This window comes from Mycobacterium kyogaense, from assembly GCF_003254575.1.
Lineage (GTDB): Bacteria > Actinomycetota > Actinomycetes > Mycobacteriales > Mycobacteriaceae > Mycobacterium > Mycobacterium kyogaense.
In genome coordinates this window covers 1-15464 of the sequence record NZ_QJUA01000030.1, presented here as the reverse complement: position 1 = coordinate 15464, position 15464 = coordinate 1, and the positions used below count along the sequence as shown (strand labels likewise).

The window sequence follows — 15464 nt, the reverse complement described above, 5'->3', positions numbered from 1 at the left end:
TGCGTGCGATCAGCCGGGGAGACGAACCGGCATCAGCAGATAGACGTAGTCCGTCTGTGCCGCCGGATAGGGTCCCGCCCCGTCGCTACTCGAATCATCCTGGCCTGCCGGGCGAAGAACCGCAGGGCGGCTGGGAGTGGTGAAACCGAAAGTGACTCGCTCGGCGTGCAGCGAGCCCAGCCCGTCGGTCAGATACGTCGGATTGAATGCGATGGTCAGCGGCTCGCCGGAGAACTCGACCGGCAGATCTTCCTCCGCCCGGCCGACATCGTCGGCGCCGGCCGAGAGCCGCAGTACGTCATCTGCGAATTCCATCCGCACCTGCGCGCCACGATCGGCCACCAGGGCGACACGCTTGATCGCCTCGGTCAGCTCGGCGACACCGATGGTGGCCACCGCGGTGTGCTCGGTCGGCAGCAGCTGGCGAAACTTCGGGAATTCGGCGTCCAGCAATCGGGTGGTGCTGCGCTTGCCCTTGCTGCGAATTCCGAGCAGGCCCTCTTTACCCACGGTCGGGCCGCTCCCCAGCGACAAGTGGACCTCGTTGCCGTCGGTTCCGGCCTTGGCAGCCTCTGCAAGTGTTTTCGCAGGGACCAGGACAGCCGCCTCCACGCCGGGGGTCGCCGTCGACCATGTCAGTTCCCGCACCGCGAGCCGGAACCGGTCGGTGGCGGCCAACACGACCTTCTCCCCGGAGATCTCCACACGGATCCCGGTCAGCATCGGCAGCGTGTCATCCCGACCGGCAGCCACGGCGACCTGGCCGATGGCCTCGGCGAACAGATCTGCCGAGACCACACCGGTCTCGTCGGGAAGCGTGGGCAGCGTCGGGTAGTCCTCGACGGCCATGGTCGGCAGCGAGAACCGGGCACTGCCGCAGGTCAGCGCGACGCGGGTGCCTTCCACACTCACATCGACCGGCTTGGCGGGCAGCGCACGCACGATGTCGGAGAGCAACCGGCCCGACACCAAAACGCTTCCAGGAGAGGCGATTTCGGCGGCAATCTGCACTTCGGCCGAGACCTCGTAGTCGAATCCGGAGATCGTCAGACCCTCGTCGGATCCGGTCAGCAGCACACCGGCGAGGACGGGCACCGTCGGCCGGGACGGAAGGTTACGGGCCACCCAGGCGACCGCGTCGGCGAACTCCTCGCGGCTGAGCCGGAACTTCAAGTCCGTCAGACCTACCGTTGACGTCGACACGTTGGTTGCGTCCCTTCGATGTACACCCCGATGAAGCCATGATCAGCGATTTCTCCGACGGGCACACCGCGCCGCTACGACACGCTGCGACGACCGGAACGGCTGTCGATGAACCACCGTAGAGCTTTCCGCTCCAAGTTGAAAGCTAAACGATCGGGCTGACAACGCGCCGCGAACAGGCGCTACGGAGCCGTCCACCGTGTGCTTTCCCCAGGACCCTTCTTCTGAGAAGAATTGATAGAGAGAAATGAGCAGTAGTACTAGGTGCTGTGCAAACTGGGGATACGGGCGGCTTCCCGCAGGCCAGTGCCAGTGCGCGGTTGTGGGGGAGCTGTGCATGGTCGGTGTGGTCCCGAGGGCGGGCTGGGGATGAACGGCGATCTGGGGAGAAACCCCCCGATCCGCGGCCGTGTTGGCAACAGGTTGTGCACAGGTGCTCCCCAGGGCGCTGCTGTGACTGGAGGTGCCAATGAGGGCAAAGTTTTTTGGCGCTGAGGGCATGACAACGGAGCCGCGCGGGCGCGGCGACAGGGCAACCAGAGGTGTGTGACGATCAGCGCTTGGCGCGCTGCCGAATCCGTGTCGTCAGTTCTTTCACGTGATCGAAGACCTCACGCCGCTCGGCCATCTCGCCGCGAATCTTCTTCTCCGCGTACATGACCGTGGTGTGGTCGCGACCGAATGCCTGACCGATCTTGGGGAGCGAGAGATCGGTGAGTTCACGGCAGAGGTACATCGCGATCTGCCTGGACTGAGCGAGCGCCCGCGTCTTACCGGGGCCGCGCAATTCGTCGATGCTGGTCTCGAAGTATTCCGCGGTCGCTGCCATGATCGCGGCGGTGCTGATCTGCATCGTCGACGAATCGGAGATCAGATCACGGAGCACGATCTCGGCGAGTGACTTGTCGATCGAGGTCTTGTTCAGCGAGGCGAAAGCCGTGACGCGGATGAGTGCGCCTTCGAGCTCGCGGATGTTGCGTTCGATGCGGCTGGCGATCAGCTCGAGCACGTCGTCAGGAACGTCGAGCCGATCCATCTGCGCCTTCTTGCGAAGAATTGCGATACGGGTCTCGAGCTCCGGTGGCTGCACATCGGTGATCAGGCCCCACTCGAAGCGAGTGCGTAGCCGGTCCTCCAGGGTTGCGAGCTGTTTGGGCGGCCGATCGGAGGAGATGACGATCTGCTTGTTCGCGTTGTGCAGGGTGTTGAACGTGTGGAAGAACTCTTCCTGGATGCCGTCCTTGCCCTCGATGAACTGGATGTCGTCGACCAGCAGGACGTCGATGTCGCGGTAGGTGCGCTTGAACGACGCACGGCGATCATCGCGCAGCGAGTTGATGAAGTCGTTGGTGAATTCCTCGGTGGAGACGTACTTGACCCGCATCCCGGGGAACAGCCGTTGGGCGTAGTTACCGGCGGCGTGCAGCAGATGCGTTTTGCCCAAACCGGATTCGCCCCAGATGAACAGCGGGTTGTAGGCGCGGGCCGGCGCTTCGGCGATGGCGAGCGACGCGGCGTGGGCGAACCTGTTGGAGGCGCCGATCACGAACGTGTCGAAGGTGTAGCGACGATTGAGGTTGATCGCGGTGGCATCGTCGGTGCTCGCGTTGGCTCCCCGGTTGGCGAAGAAGCTGGGCCAGTTCTCCTCGGCGCTCGCCCTCGCGGCGAGGTCGTCATCGACGAGGTCGTCGTCACTGTCGGCAACTGCGACAGGGGCCAGGGCCGGAGTGGCCTCGGGTTCGGGATCGGCGATGCGGACCCCCAACTCGACTCGCTGGCCGAGCTGCCGGCTCAGGGCGGCGATGATCGGTTCGCGAAGATGACGCTCGATCTCGTTCTGCACGAACGGGGTGGGCACCGACAACAGTGCGAACCCCTCAGTGATGACGAGTGGCTGGACGAGTTTGAGCCAGGCTCGCTGCTGAGGGGTGAGGGTTCCATTCACAGAACCGCGTTCACCGTTCAGTTCGGTGACGACGTTGTTCCAGATGGAGACGAATGGTGGGTCGGGGTCGGCTGACAAGAACACCCACCCCCTACCGGCCGACGCGACGTCGGCTACACCACAAGGACGAACTGTCCACAAAGTTATCCACAGGTTGTGGAAATGCAGGAATCCGTCGTTGTCCGCTGTCTACCAGCGAGGCTGCCAAAGGTCGGAGCTCATCACTACGTGGTGACACGTGGTGGGCTCTCGACCGAGTGAACGATCCTCGCTTCGTTGTCTTGCGCCGTTCCGGCATGGAATCGGCCTTGCCAGAAGCTAACAGTTTTCTCTCTGAGTGCCAACAGTTCTGCAACATTGCGGGGAAGGGTAATTCCGAGTGGCTCAATCGTTCCAGATGCCCGTGACTGTTGAGGTGAATGTGATGCTGCTGACGTGCGGTTGCGGCGAATGAACACCGGCCGGATGGGGGAGCGCTGCACCAGTCTGGCGCAAGTTTGACCCGGCGAATTCTCGTCAGTACCCTCGAACAGTCGCCCGCACGTGGCGATACGGCTGCGATCCGGCTCACCCCGGGGGCCGCGCCGGTACAGCAAGACCGCCGAGCTTACCAACGGCCGACAGCGTGATGCCCGTCAGGAATGGCGGGACGAGCGTGGGGGCCAGACCAACAAGGAGTGACTGCCGTGGCCAAGGGCAAGCGGACCTTCCAGCCCAACAACCGGCGCCGCGCACGCGTGCACGGGTTCCGGCTGCGGATGCGCACCCGCGCGGGGCGTGCCATCGTGTCCGGCCGGCGCCGCAAAGGCCGTCAGTCACTGACTGCGTGACGCGACCCCAGGTCTGACGCGGTGCTTCCGGCACAGAACCGGATGACCAGGTCGACCGAGTTCGGTGACACAGTCAGTCGAGGGACGCGGGCCGCGCAGCCCGATCTCGTCGTCTACTGCCTGCGTTCTGATCAGACCGAGGAAGCCGGACCACGGGTCGGCTTGGTCGTCTCCAAAGCGGTGGGCAACGCCGTCCAACGCCATCAGGTGTCGCGGCGTCTCCGTCATGTCGCACGCACCGTTCTCCCCGAATTGGACGTCACCGACCGGGTGGTGATTCGCGCCCTCCCGGGTAGTCGGCACGCCGTGTCGCCTCGCCTCGAGCAGCAGCTGCGGACCGCGTTGCGGCGCATCAGGAATCGGGCACACACATCGAAGGACGCCCCCTCGTGAGTGCACGTGCGGTCCGTGCCCTGGTGTGGATGATCCAGCTGTACCGCAGCACGGTGTCCCCACTGCGGCTCCCGACGTGTCGCTTCACCCCCACCTGCAGCCAGTACGCGGTCGAGGCCTTGACCGAGTTCGGGTTGGTGCGGGGGAGCTGGCTGGCACTCGTTCGCCTGCTCAAATGCGGACCATGGCATAACGGAGGGTGGGATCCGATACCGGATCGCACCGACCGTCAACGTCACAGTGACGCCACCCCCGTGAGTATCGGTGGCCTCTGTAGCGACTCAGTAGACCGAGAAGACCAACCGGATCAGCAAGGGAAGAGTCTGCCGCGTGTTTAACTTCTTCAGCCTCGACATCATCTATTACCCGGTGTCGGCGATCATGTGGGTCTGGTACAAGGCGTTCGCGTTCTTGCTGGGTCCGTCGAACTTCTTCGCCTGGGCGCTGTCGGTGATGTTCCTGGTGTTCACGCTGCGCGCGATTCTCTACAAGCCGTTCGTGCGGCAGATCCGCACCACCCGCCAGATGCAGGAGCTGCAGCCACAGATCAAGGCTCTGCAGAAGAAGTACGGCAAGGACCGTCAGCGCATGGCGCTGGAAATGCAGAAGCTGCAGAAGGAGCACGGGTTCAACCCGATCCTCGGATGCTTGCCGATGCTCGCGCAGGTTCCCGTGTTCCTGGGGCTCTACCACGTGCTGATGTCGTTCAACCGGACGCAGACCGGCATCGGCCGGCTGGGTCTGTCCGTCGAGGAGAACCGCAGCCTCGGCAACTACTTCTTCAGCGCCACCGACGTCGGCCACTTCCTGGACGCCAACCTCTTCGGTGCACCGCTCGGCGCGACCATGATCCAGAAGCACGGTTTGGAGGCGTTCACCGAATTCCACCGCCCGGCCGTTGTCGCCGTCGGTGTGCCGATCATGATCCTGGCGGGCGTCGCGACCTACTTCAACAGCCGCGCCTCAGTGGCTCGCCAGTCACCGGAAGCGGCAGCCAACCCGCAGACCGCGATGATGAACAAGCTCGCGCTCTACGTCTTCCCGCTCGGCGTCGTCGTCGGCGGTCCGTTCCTCCCGTTGGCCATCCTGCTGTACTGGTTCTCCAACAACATCTGGACCTTCGGTCAGCAGCACTACGTCTTCGGCAAGATCGAGAAGGAAGAGGAAGCCAAGAAGCAGGAGGCGCTCGAGCGGCGGGCGGCGAACGCACCCGCGCCGGGAGCGAAGCCGAGCCGTAAGAAGGGCCCGCGCCTCGAAGGTGAATCGGTGGATGGGACCGACGGTGTCGAGATCACCGAAGCAACTGGCTCCGAACAAGGCTCGGGCAGCCCGAATGGAACTTCGGGCGCCAGCACCAGTAATGGCGCCAGCACGAACAGCAGCGGTGCCGCCACGCGGAACGGGACAGCGAGTCGTACTCCCAAACCGGGCGCACGCCCTAAGAAGCGGAAACGTTGACGCGCGGGCGACCGCGAACGAGGAAGAGGTAAACCATGACGAATTCAGAGACGACAACCACAGAAGAGCTCGAGCAGGTGGACTCCACCGTGACCGTGGACGAGGCGGCGAACGAAGCCGGTTCAGGTACGACTGACCTCGAGGAGCGACTGGTCGCCGAAGGCGAGATCGCCGGCGATTATCTCGAGGAGCTGCTGGACCTGTTGGACTTCGACGGGGACATCGATCTCGACGTCGAGGGCGACCGTGCAGTGGTGAGCATCGATGGCGGGGGAGACCTGACCAAGCTCGTGGGGCGCAAGGGCGAGGTGCTCGACGCTCTGCAGGAGCTGACCCGGTTGGCTGTTCATCAGAAGACCGGCGAGCGGAGCCGGCTCATGCTCGATATCGCGCAGTGGCGTAAGCGGCGACGTGACGAGCTGGCGGCTCTGGGCAGCAAGGTGGCACACCGCGTGCTGGAGACCGGTGAGCGTGAAGAGCTGTCGCCGATGACGCCGTTCGAGCGCAAGATCGTGCACGACGCCGTGGCTGACGTTGACGGGGTGCACAGCGAGAGCGAGGGTGTGGAGCCCTCACGTCGCGTGGTCGTCCTCGTCGACTGACAGCGCGGAGTTACACCGATGTAGTTCGGTGAGCGTGCCATGGTCAGGTCTCGAGGCGGAGGATGTTTCACGTGAAACATGCGGAGGTGCCAGCGCCGCCCGCGGCGGTCGCGGCAGTCTTCGGTGACGCCGCCGATGCCGCATGTCGATATGCCGAGATCCTGGCCGGCGCGGGTGTCGAACGAGGTCTCCTCGGACCCCGCGAGGTGGAGCGACTCTGGGATCGACACATCCTCAACAGCGTCGCAATAGCTGACGTGGTGGCCGATGGTGAGTCGATCGCGGACATCGGGAGCGGATCTGGGCTCCCCGGGATACCGTTGGCGCTGGCGCGGCCAGACGTGAAGGTGACGCTGATCGAGCCGCTGCTTCGCCGCAGCGATTTCCTTCGGGAAGCCATCACAGAGCTGGGCCTGAATTCCGTCGTGGTGCGCGGGCGTGCGGAAGACAGAGCCGTTCGAGATGTCGTGGGGGAGCAGGATGCGGTTGTGTCGCGCGCGGTGGCTTCGCTGGACAAGCTCGCCAGGTGGAGCGTTCCCCTGTTGCGTCCCGGTGGTCGAATGCTCGCAATGAAAGGCGAGCGGGCGGCGGATGAGGTGCAGGAGCACCGCAGATCTCTGGCTGCGCTCGGCCTCATCAACATTGAGGTGAAGACGTGTGGCGCGGATTTCGTGGACCCGCCCGCGACAGTAGTCGTTGGGTTTCTGGAAGAGGAGCGGCGCCGTCGGACTCCGGCGGGAAGGAGACAGCGGTGACGTCAACGGCCGAGGAGCCGGGCGCGGATGTTCCACGTGAAACGTGGGGCACTCATGACGCCGACACCCCCATTGGGGCGGAGGCGGAGCGCGCTGTCCGGTTGATGCACGCGGCGTCAGAGGGACTTCTGCCGAAGCCAGCACGCCAGCGAATCTTCACAGTTGCCAATCAGAAGGGCGGCGTCGGCAAGACCACGACAGCGGTCAACATCGCTGCGGCGTTGGCACTGCAGGGCGCGCGCACCCTCGTCATCGACCTGGACCCGCAGGGCAACGCGAGCACCGCGCTCGGTATCGAGCACCGGCCGGGGACACCGTCGTCCTACGAGGTGCTCATCGGGGAGATCCCCGTGGAGAGCGCGCTGCAGCAGAGTCCGCACAACGAGCTCCTGTACTGCGTGCCCGCGACCATAGACCTCGCCGGTGCGGAGATCGAGCTCGTCAGCATGGTGGCCCGCGAGGGACGACTGCGCACCGCACTCTCCGAGCTCAAGCACCACGACTTCGACTACGTGTTCATCGACTGCCCACCGTCGCTGGGCCTGCTGACCATCAATGCACTCGTGGCTGCGCCCGAGGTTCTGATCCCGATCCAGTGCGAGTACTACGCGCTCGAGGGCGTGGGTCAGCTGCTTCGCAACATCGAGATGGTCAAGTCGCACCTGAACCCCGAACTCAACGTGACGACCGTGGTGCTGACCATGTACGACGGGCGCACCAAGCTGGCGGACCAGGTCGCCGTCGACGTTCGAGCGCACTTCGGCGACAAGGTGCTGCGGACCGTGATCCCGCGCAGCGTCAAAGTCTCGGAAGCGCCCGGCTACGGCATGACGATCATCGACTACGACCCGGGGTCGCGGGGAGCGATGAGCTACCTCGACGCGAGCCGCGAACTCGCGCAGCGTGGCGCGCCCGCAGCACGGCAGTGATCCCGAGTCTGATCTCCCGAACCTCTAGCGGTGCGACGAACGAAGGACATGGATGAACAACCCGGCACGTAAGCGCAGTGGTCTCGGGCGCGGCTTGGCTTCGCTGATCCCGACGGGCCCGGCCGAGGGTGATGAGCCGGCCACCACCGGGCCCCGGATGGGTGCTGCTGCCGCCGACGCCGTGTTCGGTGCACCGCCCTCGGAAGCTCCGCCGGCAGCCGGTGACGTCGGCGCGGTGTACCGGGAGATCGCCCCGTCGCAGATCGATCCCAATCCGCGTCAGCCCCGACAGGTGTTCGACGAGGAAGCGCTGAGCGAACTCGTCCACTCCATCCGCGAGTTCGGCTTGATGCAGCCGATCGTCGTGCGCGCTGTCCCCGCCACCGGGGATGCGCCGGTGCGCTACCAGCTGGTCATGGGGGAGCGCCGCTGGCGTGCAGCGCAGAAGGCAGGCGTCGCGACGATCCCCGCGATTGTGCGGGAGACCGCCGACGACAGCATGCTGCGTGACGCCCTCCTGGAGAACATCCATCGCGTGCAGCTGAACCCGTTGGAAGAGGCGGCCGCCTACCAGCAGCTGCTCGACGAGTTCGCCGTGACCCACGATGAACTGGCCGCGCGCATCGGCCGCTCGCGTCCGGTGATCACCAACATGATCCGCCTGCTTCGCCTGCCGATCGCGGTGCAGCGCCGCGTGGCCGCGGGTGTGCTGTCTGCGGGCCATGCGCGGGCTCTGCTCGCCCTCGAGGGCGGGCCCGAGCAGCAGGAGGAACTCGCCGCGCGCATCGTCGCCGAAGGTCTGTCGGTGCGAGCCACCGAAGAAGCCGTCACGTTGGCGAACCGGGAAGGTGCGGGCGCCCCGCCGGCGCCGCGTCGCAAGCCGATCCAGATGCCAGGGCTGCAGGACGTGGCCGAGCAGCTCTCGTCGGCGTTCGACACCCGTGTGACGGTCAGCCTGGGCAAGCGCAAGGGCAAGATCGTCGTCGAATTCGGATCCGTCGACGATTTGCAACGAATTGTGGACCTCATGAACTCGACAGCCCGGTGACCAACCACACGCGGCCGTTACGTCACTGTGACAGTCGGCCACCGCGGCCCGGGCCCGCTCGCGGCGCCGCCGGGAAAGGCGCTGAGCGCCAATCTGTTTCGGCGGCAACCGCTCAGCAGGAGGTCGGACGGCGCAGGATCCGGCCGGCTGGGTCCGCGCCTTCTATTCTGGAGGGGCAGCCGCGCACCCCTTCGCGGCGGAGACCTCCGGGAGCGTAGTGACTGCACGAATCACGCCTCTGCGGCTCGAAGCGTTCGAGCAGCTGCCCAAGCACGCGCGTCGGTGCGTGTACTGGGAGGTCGATCCGCTCACTGTCGGGGACGACCGGAACCTCTCGGATCCCGAATTCGAGAAGGAAGCCTGGCTGTCGATGGTGATGCTCGAGTGGGGGTCGTGCGGGCAGCTCGCCGTCGAGTACTCGACACCGGTGCCCGATGACGAGACGGGTGACGAGCCGTGCCTCGGGTACGCCTTCTATGCGCCGCCGCGCAGTGTGCCGCGGGCGAGTCGCTTCCCGACCGGACCGGTCAGCGCCGACGCAGTTCTTCTAACGTCGCTGGGCGTGGAGACGGGCCCCGGTCATGAGGATCTGTCGCGAGCATTGATCACGGGAGTCGTCGGCGATCTCGTGCGACGGGGTGTGCGCGCGCTGGAAGCGTTCGGCCGCTCGTCTGTCGCTGACGAATTGACGGACATGGCCGAGGTGCCGCCGGATGTGCAACCTGTGCTGGAGACCCTCGGTGACTGCGCGATGGGCACCTGTGTGATGCCGCTCGATCTCCTCCTCGATGCGGGTTTCGTCGTCGTGTCCCACCACACCTACTTCCCGCGGCTCCGGCTGGAACTGGAGCAGGGTCTCGGGTGGAAAGCCGGTGTCGAAGCCGCCTTGGAGCGCCTGCTGCAAAGTGCGCAGCTGCAGCAACCGGTCGGTGCCGGCGCGGCGGCGAACTGCTAGCCGTCTTCCGCTAGCTGCGGCGTGACTGTTCGACGGCCAATTCGTGGGCGAGTAGTTCGGCGAACGTGAATGTGCCTGTGGGACGGTCGTTCTTACCGAGAAGGTAGAGCCGCTTCACGGCCGCGAGGATGCCCTCGGCCAGAGAATCGCGGGCCGCGGGGGAGACGAGGGTGGCCCGGTCACCGGGATTGGTGATGTAGCCGACGTCCACCTGCACGGTGGGCATGCGCGTCAGGCGCAGCAGATCCCACGTCCGGCCGTGCACGCGGCAATCACGTAACCCGGTGCGTGCCACGACCTCTCGCTGGATGAAGTCGGCGAGGTTGCGCCCGATGGTGGACACCGAGCCGTGCGAGTTGCCGAAGTGGAACGACGCGACGCCGTTGGCCGCCGGACTCGCCTGCGCTTCGCACCGCAGGCTGATCATCAGATCGGCGCCGACGGAGTTGGCGGTAGCGGCACGTTCCGCGTCAGTGGGGGAGGCACCCGCAGACCGAGACAGGAAGGTCTCCATGCCGATGGCCGTCATCCGGCCTTCGAGCCGACTGGCCAAGTCCCACAGGATGTCTGCCTCGCTGAGCGGTCCCGACGGTCCGTTCATGATGAGACCGTGATCAGCACCGCCGCGCCCCGGATCGATGATGATCCTCTTGCCCGAGAGGCGAGGTCCGGAGCTACGCACCAGCTCCTCCTCACGGATTGCATGCGGCGAGCCGCCGGTCACGCGGGATCCCAGGTTGTACAGCGAGCGCAGCGTTTCCGGCCCGCAGATACCGTCGGGGAAGAGTCCGTACTCGCGTTGGTAGGACATCAGCGCGTTGTGGGTCTGCAACCCGAAGTGGCCGTCTACCAATCCGGTGTAGAACCCCAGATCCTGCAGGCGCGCCTGCAGGGTGGCGACATCGTCGCCGTACATGGGGGCACCGAACTGGTGGTTCAGGGTTCGCGCGCCCAGGCGGTAGGAGGCCTCTTTGATCGCGCGATAGGTCGCCTCGCCGACGATCCCGTCGACGAGGAGACCACGATGCTGTTGAAAAGCGCGGACCGCGTGGTCGAGCTCGCCGTCGAACACATCGGCGGCGACTCTGCGCCCAGTGGCCAGGTCGTCGTCGGGATCGTCGAGCATGCCCAGGGCGGCCAACGCGATCCGGATCTCGGTGACCGCTGCAGAACGGTCACCGCGACGCAGACTCGACATAGGCAGCATTCTCTCAGAAGGGGAGAGGATTCCGGAAAACCCCAGGGAAGTGTCCCGGGGCCGTATGCGTCCGCTAGAGCACGTCAGCGAGCTCGCGCAGCAGCGCAGCCTTGCCCTTCGCACCCACGATCCGCTTCACCGGCTGACCGTCCTTGAACAAGATCATGGTCGGGATCGACACGACCGAGAAGTCCCGCGCCGTCGCCGGGTTCTCGTCGACGTCGAGCTTGGCCACCGTCAGGGCGCCGGCCTTCTCGGATGCGATCTCCTCGAGTACCGGCGCCACCATCTTGCACGGCCCGCACCAGGTCGCCCAGAAATCGACGAGCACCGGGGTGCCGCTGGACAGCACGTCCTGCGAGAAGGAATCGTCGGTGACGGCTACGGTCGCCGAGGTGGACTCGCTCATTGCTGCGCTCCAATCAGATCGGTGTCTTCGGTTGTGGTGGAGGTTCGTTCGCCCGGCTCAGCGTGGTCGGCCAACCACCGTTCGGCGTCGATGGCTGCAGCACAACCACTTCCGGCAGCGGTGATGGCCTGCCGGTAGGTGTGGTCCACCAGATCGCCTGCGGCGAAGACTCCGTCGACCGAGGTGTAGGTGGTGCGACCGACGACCTGGACGTAACCCTCGTCGTCGAGATCGACCTGCCCGCGCACCAGATCCGACCGCGGATCGTGACCGATCGCCACGAACACACCGGTGACCGCCAGCGCGGACTCTTCCCCGGTCACGGTGTTGCGGAGCTTGATGCCGGTCACCTTCGGGTCGCCCTCGATGGACTCCACGGCGGTGTTGGTCAGGAAGGTGATCTTCTCGTTCTGCTCGGCACGCTCCAGCATGATCTTGGAGGCGCGGAACTCCTCGCGGCGGTGGATCAGCGTCACACTGCGCGCGAACCGGGTGAGGAAGGTGGCCTCCTCCATCGCCGAATCGCCACCGCCGACCACGGCGATGTCCTGATCGCGGAAGAAGAAGCCGTCGCAGGTGGCGCACGTGCTCACACCCATGCCCAGCAGCGCGTCTTCGCCGGGTACACCGAGGTGGCGGGCCGCGGCGCCCATCGCGAGGATGACGGCGCGGGCCTGGAACGTCTCGTCACCGACGGTGACCTTCTTGACCGGTCCGGTCAGGTCGACCGAGTCGACGTCCTCCATGCGCAGGTCGGCACCGAAGCGCAGCGCCTGCTCGCGCATCTGGTCCATCAGCTCGGGGCCGGTGATGCCATCCCGGAACCCGGGATAGTTCTCCACCTCGGTGGTGGTCATGAGAGCACCGCCGAACTGGGTGCCTTCGAACACGAGGGGCTTCAGCTGGGCCCGCGCCGTGTAGACGGCGGCGGTGTACCCGGCCGGGCCGGAACCGACGATGATCACGTCGTGGACGGTGGACGAGGAGGTCATGAGTGCCTTTCTGCCTGCAATCCTTGAACACCAGGGTAGGCCGGGGTGTTCCCGATGGCCGCCCGGGCGGGTCAGTGGCGTTTCGAGGGTGGTTCTGCCGCGCGTAACACGGCACCGATTCGGGCCGTGACCTCGGCGGGTACCTCCGGCGCTGAAGCCGGCTCGGCGCCGAGACGGCTCAGTTCGCGACGGACGGTGTCGAGCGCCGCCAGCATCTGCGCCGCCTCGGGATCGGTGCGTACCCGGCGGCGCACCGCGGCGGCGGTGTCGTCGTCGAGGAGGCCGGCCTGCAAATCTGCCAGGAGTTCCGGCGTGACGGGTTCGAGGTCGTCACCCATCGTCCACCCCCGCCGGTTGCGTTGTCCGCTGACCGTCTGAGGCTATCCGACCGGGTTCATTCGATGTGATCGCCGGCGAACACCGTCAGGGATGCCGCGAGCTTGGCCCGGGCCCGCGCGCACCGACTCTTGACCGTGCCTTCTGGGATACCGAGCAGCCGCGCGGTCTCGGCGACCGAAAAACCCTGCATGTCGACCGCCACCACCGCGGCGCGCTGCTCGATCGGCAGCGTCAGCAGCGCCCGTTCGATCACGATCGCTGTGTCGATGTGGCGGGTGGGGTCGGTGCCGCAGGCAAGTTGTTCGTCGAGTGCAGCGTGGTCGCGGAATTTGTTGCGGCGCAGTCGATCCAGGCAGGCGTTGACCACGATGCGGTGCAGCCAGCTGCTGACTGCGGAATCGTGCCGAAAGGCGCCGGCGGTGCGGTGCGCCGCCAGCAGGGCGTCCTGCAGCGCGTCGGCCGCGTCGTCGGGATCGGCGGTGGTCAGCGTCGCGAGACGGTAGAGCTGCCGGTGGTGGCGATAGAAGAGTTCCTCGAACGCGTAGCGGTCGCCCGCGACGTGCGCGGCCAGCAACTCGGAGTCGGTGCGCGGCCGCACCACGCCGTCGCTGTGCCCCGAGAAAATCCCCACAGCCGAACCCTAGGCGGACCGAGCGGGGGCCCTGCGCACCAGTTTTCGGTCAGCCGGCGGCTTTGAGCGTGATCTCCGAGACGTCGGTACGGCTCTGCCCGTTGACCTGTCCCAGCGTGGAGATCCACACGAGCACATAGGACGTCGGGGCGGCGTTCTCGACCGAAATGGTGTTGGTTCCGGGCTTGAGCGTCGTGGGCTGGGTGAGCGCGGTCGTGTCATCCAGCGAGGACGGTGACGCCGACGTCGCCGAACGGATCTGCACCGCAGTGCCGGTGCTGTTGACGTTGATGCCGACCGAACCCAGCGTGGTCGGCTGCGGCAGCTGCAGCATCAGGCCGACACCGTTCTTGAACCCGGGGAAGGGGGCCGCGTCGCTGTAGGTGTCGGTGGGCCACACCGTGCTCGGATCGCCGTCGATCGCCAAGCCGGCGAGATCCGGCGCATCGGCCTCGCCCTCGGGCGAGAACACCGTGGCGCGAACGGGTTTCACGACGGACCCGGCATCGGTGGAGCTGCTGCCCGGCTGCGACGACGTCGGGGCGTTGAGGCCGAGCTCGTCACCGCTGAGCCCGTTGCCCACGTCGCCGAAGATGTTGCTGAGCACGGTCGCCAGCAGGATCACCACGAGTACCACCGCGGCGGCGGCCACACTGACACCGATGATCAGGCGCTTGCGCCGCCGGGCCGCGTCGTCGGGATCGACCGGGGCGCCGGGGACACCCGGCGCCGGGGTCGCAGTCTCGTCGACCGGGGCGAGGTGATCGGTGCGGTCAGCGATCGCCGTGGCCTGCTGCAGCAGGTTCAGCATCGTCGAGGCGCTGCGGATCCCGCCGTTCTCCTGCGCAGCTCGGGCGGCGGCCGCGGAGATCTGGAACGGGATGTCCCGGTCGACGGTGCGGGGTTCGACGGGTTGGCCCGCGGTGTCCAGCTCGGCGGCGGCGAGCCCACTGGGTTGGCCGCTCTCGGGCAGCGGCCACCGGTTGATCAGCAGCGCATACAGCGCCGCGCCGATGCCGCGGATGTCGTCGTCCGGGGTAGCCGACGGGAGCGTCGCCGGGAAGGCAAGCGCCACATCACCTTCGATGCTGACGCGGATGCGGGCCGGATGGTCGATGGCCAGCGCGACGCCGCTGCGATGCGCCGCCTCCGCCGCCGCGGCCAACGACTGGATGGCGCGGGCACCCCCGATCGGGGAGGGGGAGGTGTCGGCGACTTCGGCGAGGGACCCGCCTCGGATCCATTCGGACACGACGAGGCCGCCGGTGCCGGTCGGCATCACGTCGAGAACCCGCGCCACCCCGGGCACGTCGATGCGACCCAGCCGTTGGGTGCGATCCAGGATCGCCTGCACCTCGCTCGCCGGCAGCGTTCCGTCCGGGTCGACGAACGTCAGGGCGACCTGCCGGTCCAGCGCCGTGTCGAGCGCCTGCCAGAACTGCAGGGTGGGCGGTCCGCCATGGGAGACGAGCAGGCGGTAACGGCCCTTGCCGACGGTGGCACCGGGAATGAGGTGCATGTCCTCCGCCGCGTTCGCCGCCTCGAGCGGTGGTTCGCGGGGCGGATCGAACGCCAGCGATTCGCGGGTGGGGTCATTGCTGTAGTCGGCGCGGGGGCGCGGCGTGCCGACGGCAGGCATCGCCTCGGTCGGCGAGGCGGCGGTGGCGGGGGGGGGGTCGGCCGGCTCGGCGGGGGCGGGCGCGGGCACCGCCGGGACGACGGGGGGGCGGTCGCTGCCACGCGCGCGATGTGTTGGCCCGGGCGTTCAGGGGCTGCA

15 protein-coding genes and 2 pseudogenes are annotated in these 15464 nt (G+C 66.6%); 9 read left to right on the top strand and 8 right to left on the bottom strand.

Features of this window, described 5'->3' with window-relative positions; genetic code table 11:
* Window positions 1-9: 9 nt before the first annotated feature.
* Both dnaN and dnaA read right to left on the bottom strand, forming a co-directional pair.
* A complete protein-coding gene (gene dnaN / locus DMB80_RS19180; protein WP_073683224.1) occupies window positions 10-1203 on the bottom strand; it encodes a DNA polymerase III subunit beta in 1194 nt (397 codons plus the stop codon).
* A 553-nt stretch (window positions 1204-1756) separates the two neighbouring features.
* Window positions 1757-3226, bottom strand: coding sequence for a chromosomal replication initiator protein DnaA (gene dnaA / locus DMB80_RS19175; protein ID WP_111511353.1), 1470 nt, complete (start codon window positions 3224-3226; stop codon window positions 1757-1759).
* A gap of 608 nt (window positions 3227-3834) precedes the next feature.
* Here dnaA and rpmH point away from each other — a divergent pair.
* From rpmH to DMB80_RS19130, 9 genes are all read left to right on the top strand, one after another.
* Complete coding sequence (gene rpmH, locus DMB80_RS19170) at window positions 3835-3978, top strand: 50S ribosomal protein L34 (protein ID WP_046365060.1); 144 nt, start codon at window positions 3835-3837, stop codon at window positions 3976-3978.
* Window positions 3979-3999: 21 nt separating this feature from the next.
* Window positions 4000-4371, top strand: coding sequence for a ribonuclease P protein component (gene rnpA / locus DMB80_RS19165; protein WP_111511311.1), 372 nt, complete (start codon window positions 4000-4002; stop codon window positions 4369-4371).
* A 29-nt stretch (window positions 4372-4400) separates the two neighbouring features.
* The gene (gene yidD / locus DMB80_RS19160; protein ID WP_205538787.1) at window positions 4401-4709 is read left to right on the top strand and encodes a membrane protein insertion efficiency factor YidD; all 309 of its coding nucleotides are present in this window, start codon (window positions 4401-4403) and stop codon (window positions 4707-4709) included.
* Between the two features lie 43 nt (window positions 4710-4752).
* Window positions 4753-5829 (top strand): membrane protein insertase YidC, encoded by a 1077-nt coding sequence (gene yidC, locus DMB80_RS19155; RefSeq protein WP_240431279.1) that lies wholly within the window; start codon window positions 4753-4755, stop codon window positions 5827-5829.
* 35 nt (window positions 5830-5864) lie between these two features.
* On the top strand, window positions 5865-6431 hold the full coding sequence (locus DMB80_RS19150; RefSeq protein WP_111511308.1) for a Jag family protein: 567 nt from the start codon (window positions 5865-5867) through the stop codon (window positions 6429-6431).
* 71 nt (window positions 6432-6502) lie between these two features.
* Complete coding sequence (gene rsmG / locus DMB80_RS19145) at window positions 6503-7186, top strand: 16S rRNA (guanine(527)-N(7))-methyltransferase RsmG (protein WP_111511352.1); 684 nt, start codon at window positions 6503-6505, stop codon at window positions 7184-7186.
* Window positions 7183-8115 (top strand): ParA family protein, encoded by a 933-nt coding sequence (locus tag DMB80_RS19140; RefSeq protein ID WP_111511307.1) that lies wholly within the window; start codon window positions 7183-7185, stop codon window positions 8113-8115. Before rsmG ends, DMB80_RS19140 begins: the two co-directional genes overlap by 4 nt.
* A gap of 52 nt (window positions 8116-8167) precedes the next feature.
* Complete coding sequence (locus DMB80_RS19135) at window positions 8168-9163, top strand: ParB/RepB/Spo0J family partition protein (RefSeq protein ID WP_111511306.1); 996 nt, start codon at window positions 8168-8170, stop codon at window positions 9161-9163.
* 217 nt (window positions 9164-9380) lie between these two features.
* Complete coding sequence (locus tag DMB80_RS19130; RefSeq protein ID WP_111511305.1) at window positions 9381-10118, top strand: acetyltransferase; 738 nt, start codon at window positions 9381-9383, stop codon at window positions 10116-10118.
* Between the two features lie 10 nt (window positions 10119-10128).
* Here DMB80_RS19130 and DMB80_RS19125 read toward each other — a convergent pair whose 3' ends face one another.
* From DMB80_RS19125 to DMB80_RS19100, 6 genes and pseudogenes are all read right to left on the bottom strand, one after another.
* Entirely contained in the window at window positions 10129-11316 is a 1188-nt protein-coding gene (locus DMB80_RS19125; RefSeq protein WP_111511304.1) for an N-acetylmuramoyl-L-alanine amidase, read from the bottom strand.
* Between the two features lie 73 nt (window positions 11317-11389).
* Entirely contained in the window at window positions 11390-11725 is a 336-nt protein-coding gene (trxA, locus tag DMB80_RS19120) for a thioredoxin (RefSeq protein ID WP_046365053.1), read from the bottom strand.
* A complete protein-coding gene (gene trxB, locus DMB80_RS19115; RefSeq protein WP_111511303.1) occupies window positions 11722-12717 on the bottom strand; it encodes a thioredoxin-disulfide reductase in 996 nt (331 codons plus the stop codon). Before trxB ends, trxA begins: the two co-directional genes overlap by 4 nt.
* An 83-nt stretch (window positions 12718-12800) precedes the next feature.
* Window positions 12801-13055 (bottom strand): annotated as a pseudogene (locus DMB80_RS19110) (hypothetical protein); the annotation flags it as partial.
* Between the two features lie 56 nt (window positions 13056-13111).
* Window positions 13112-13687, bottom strand: a complete 576-nt coding sequence (sigM, locus tag DMB80_RS19105; RefSeq protein WP_111511302.1) for an RNA polymerase sigma factor SigM — start codon at window positions 13685-13687, stop codon at window positions 13112-13114.
* Window positions 13688-13736: 49 nt separating this feature from the next.
* Window positions 13737-15440, bottom strand: a pseudogene (locus tag DMB80_RS19100) (protein kinase family protein); the annotation flags it as partial.
* Window positions 15441-15464 lie beyond the last annotated feature (24 nt).

Excerpts from the sequence above, each read along its gene's own strand:
- yidD (WP_205538787.1), top strand. The coding sequence starts at position 4,401 with ATGATCCAGCTGTACCGCAGCACGGTGTCCCCACTGCGGCTCCCGACG.
- yidC (WP_240431279.1), top strand. The coding sequence starts at position 4,753 with ATGTGGGTCTGGTACAAGGCGTTCGCGTTCTTGCTGGGTCCGTCGAAC.
- DMB80_RS19150 (WP_111511308.1), top strand. The coding sequence starts at position 5,865 with ATGACGAATTCAGAGACGACAACCACAGAAGAGCTCGAGCAGGTGGAC.
- DMB80_RS19135 (WP_111511306.1), top strand. The coding sequence starts at position 8,168 with ATGAACAACCCGGCACGTAAGCGCAGTGGTCTCGGGCGCGGCTTGGCT.
- DMB80_RS19125 (WP_111511304.1), bottom strand. The coding sequence starts at position 11,316 with ATGTCGAGTCTGCGTCGCGGTGACCGTTCTGCAGCGGTCACCGAGATC.
- trxA (WP_046365053.1), bottom strand. The coding sequence starts at position 11,725 with ATGAGCGAGTCCACCTCGGCGACCGTAGCCGTCACCGACGATTCCTTC.
- trxB (WP_111511303.1), bottom strand. The coding sequence starts at position 12,717 with ATGACCTCCTCGTCCACCGTCCACGACGTGATCATCGTCGGTTCCGGC.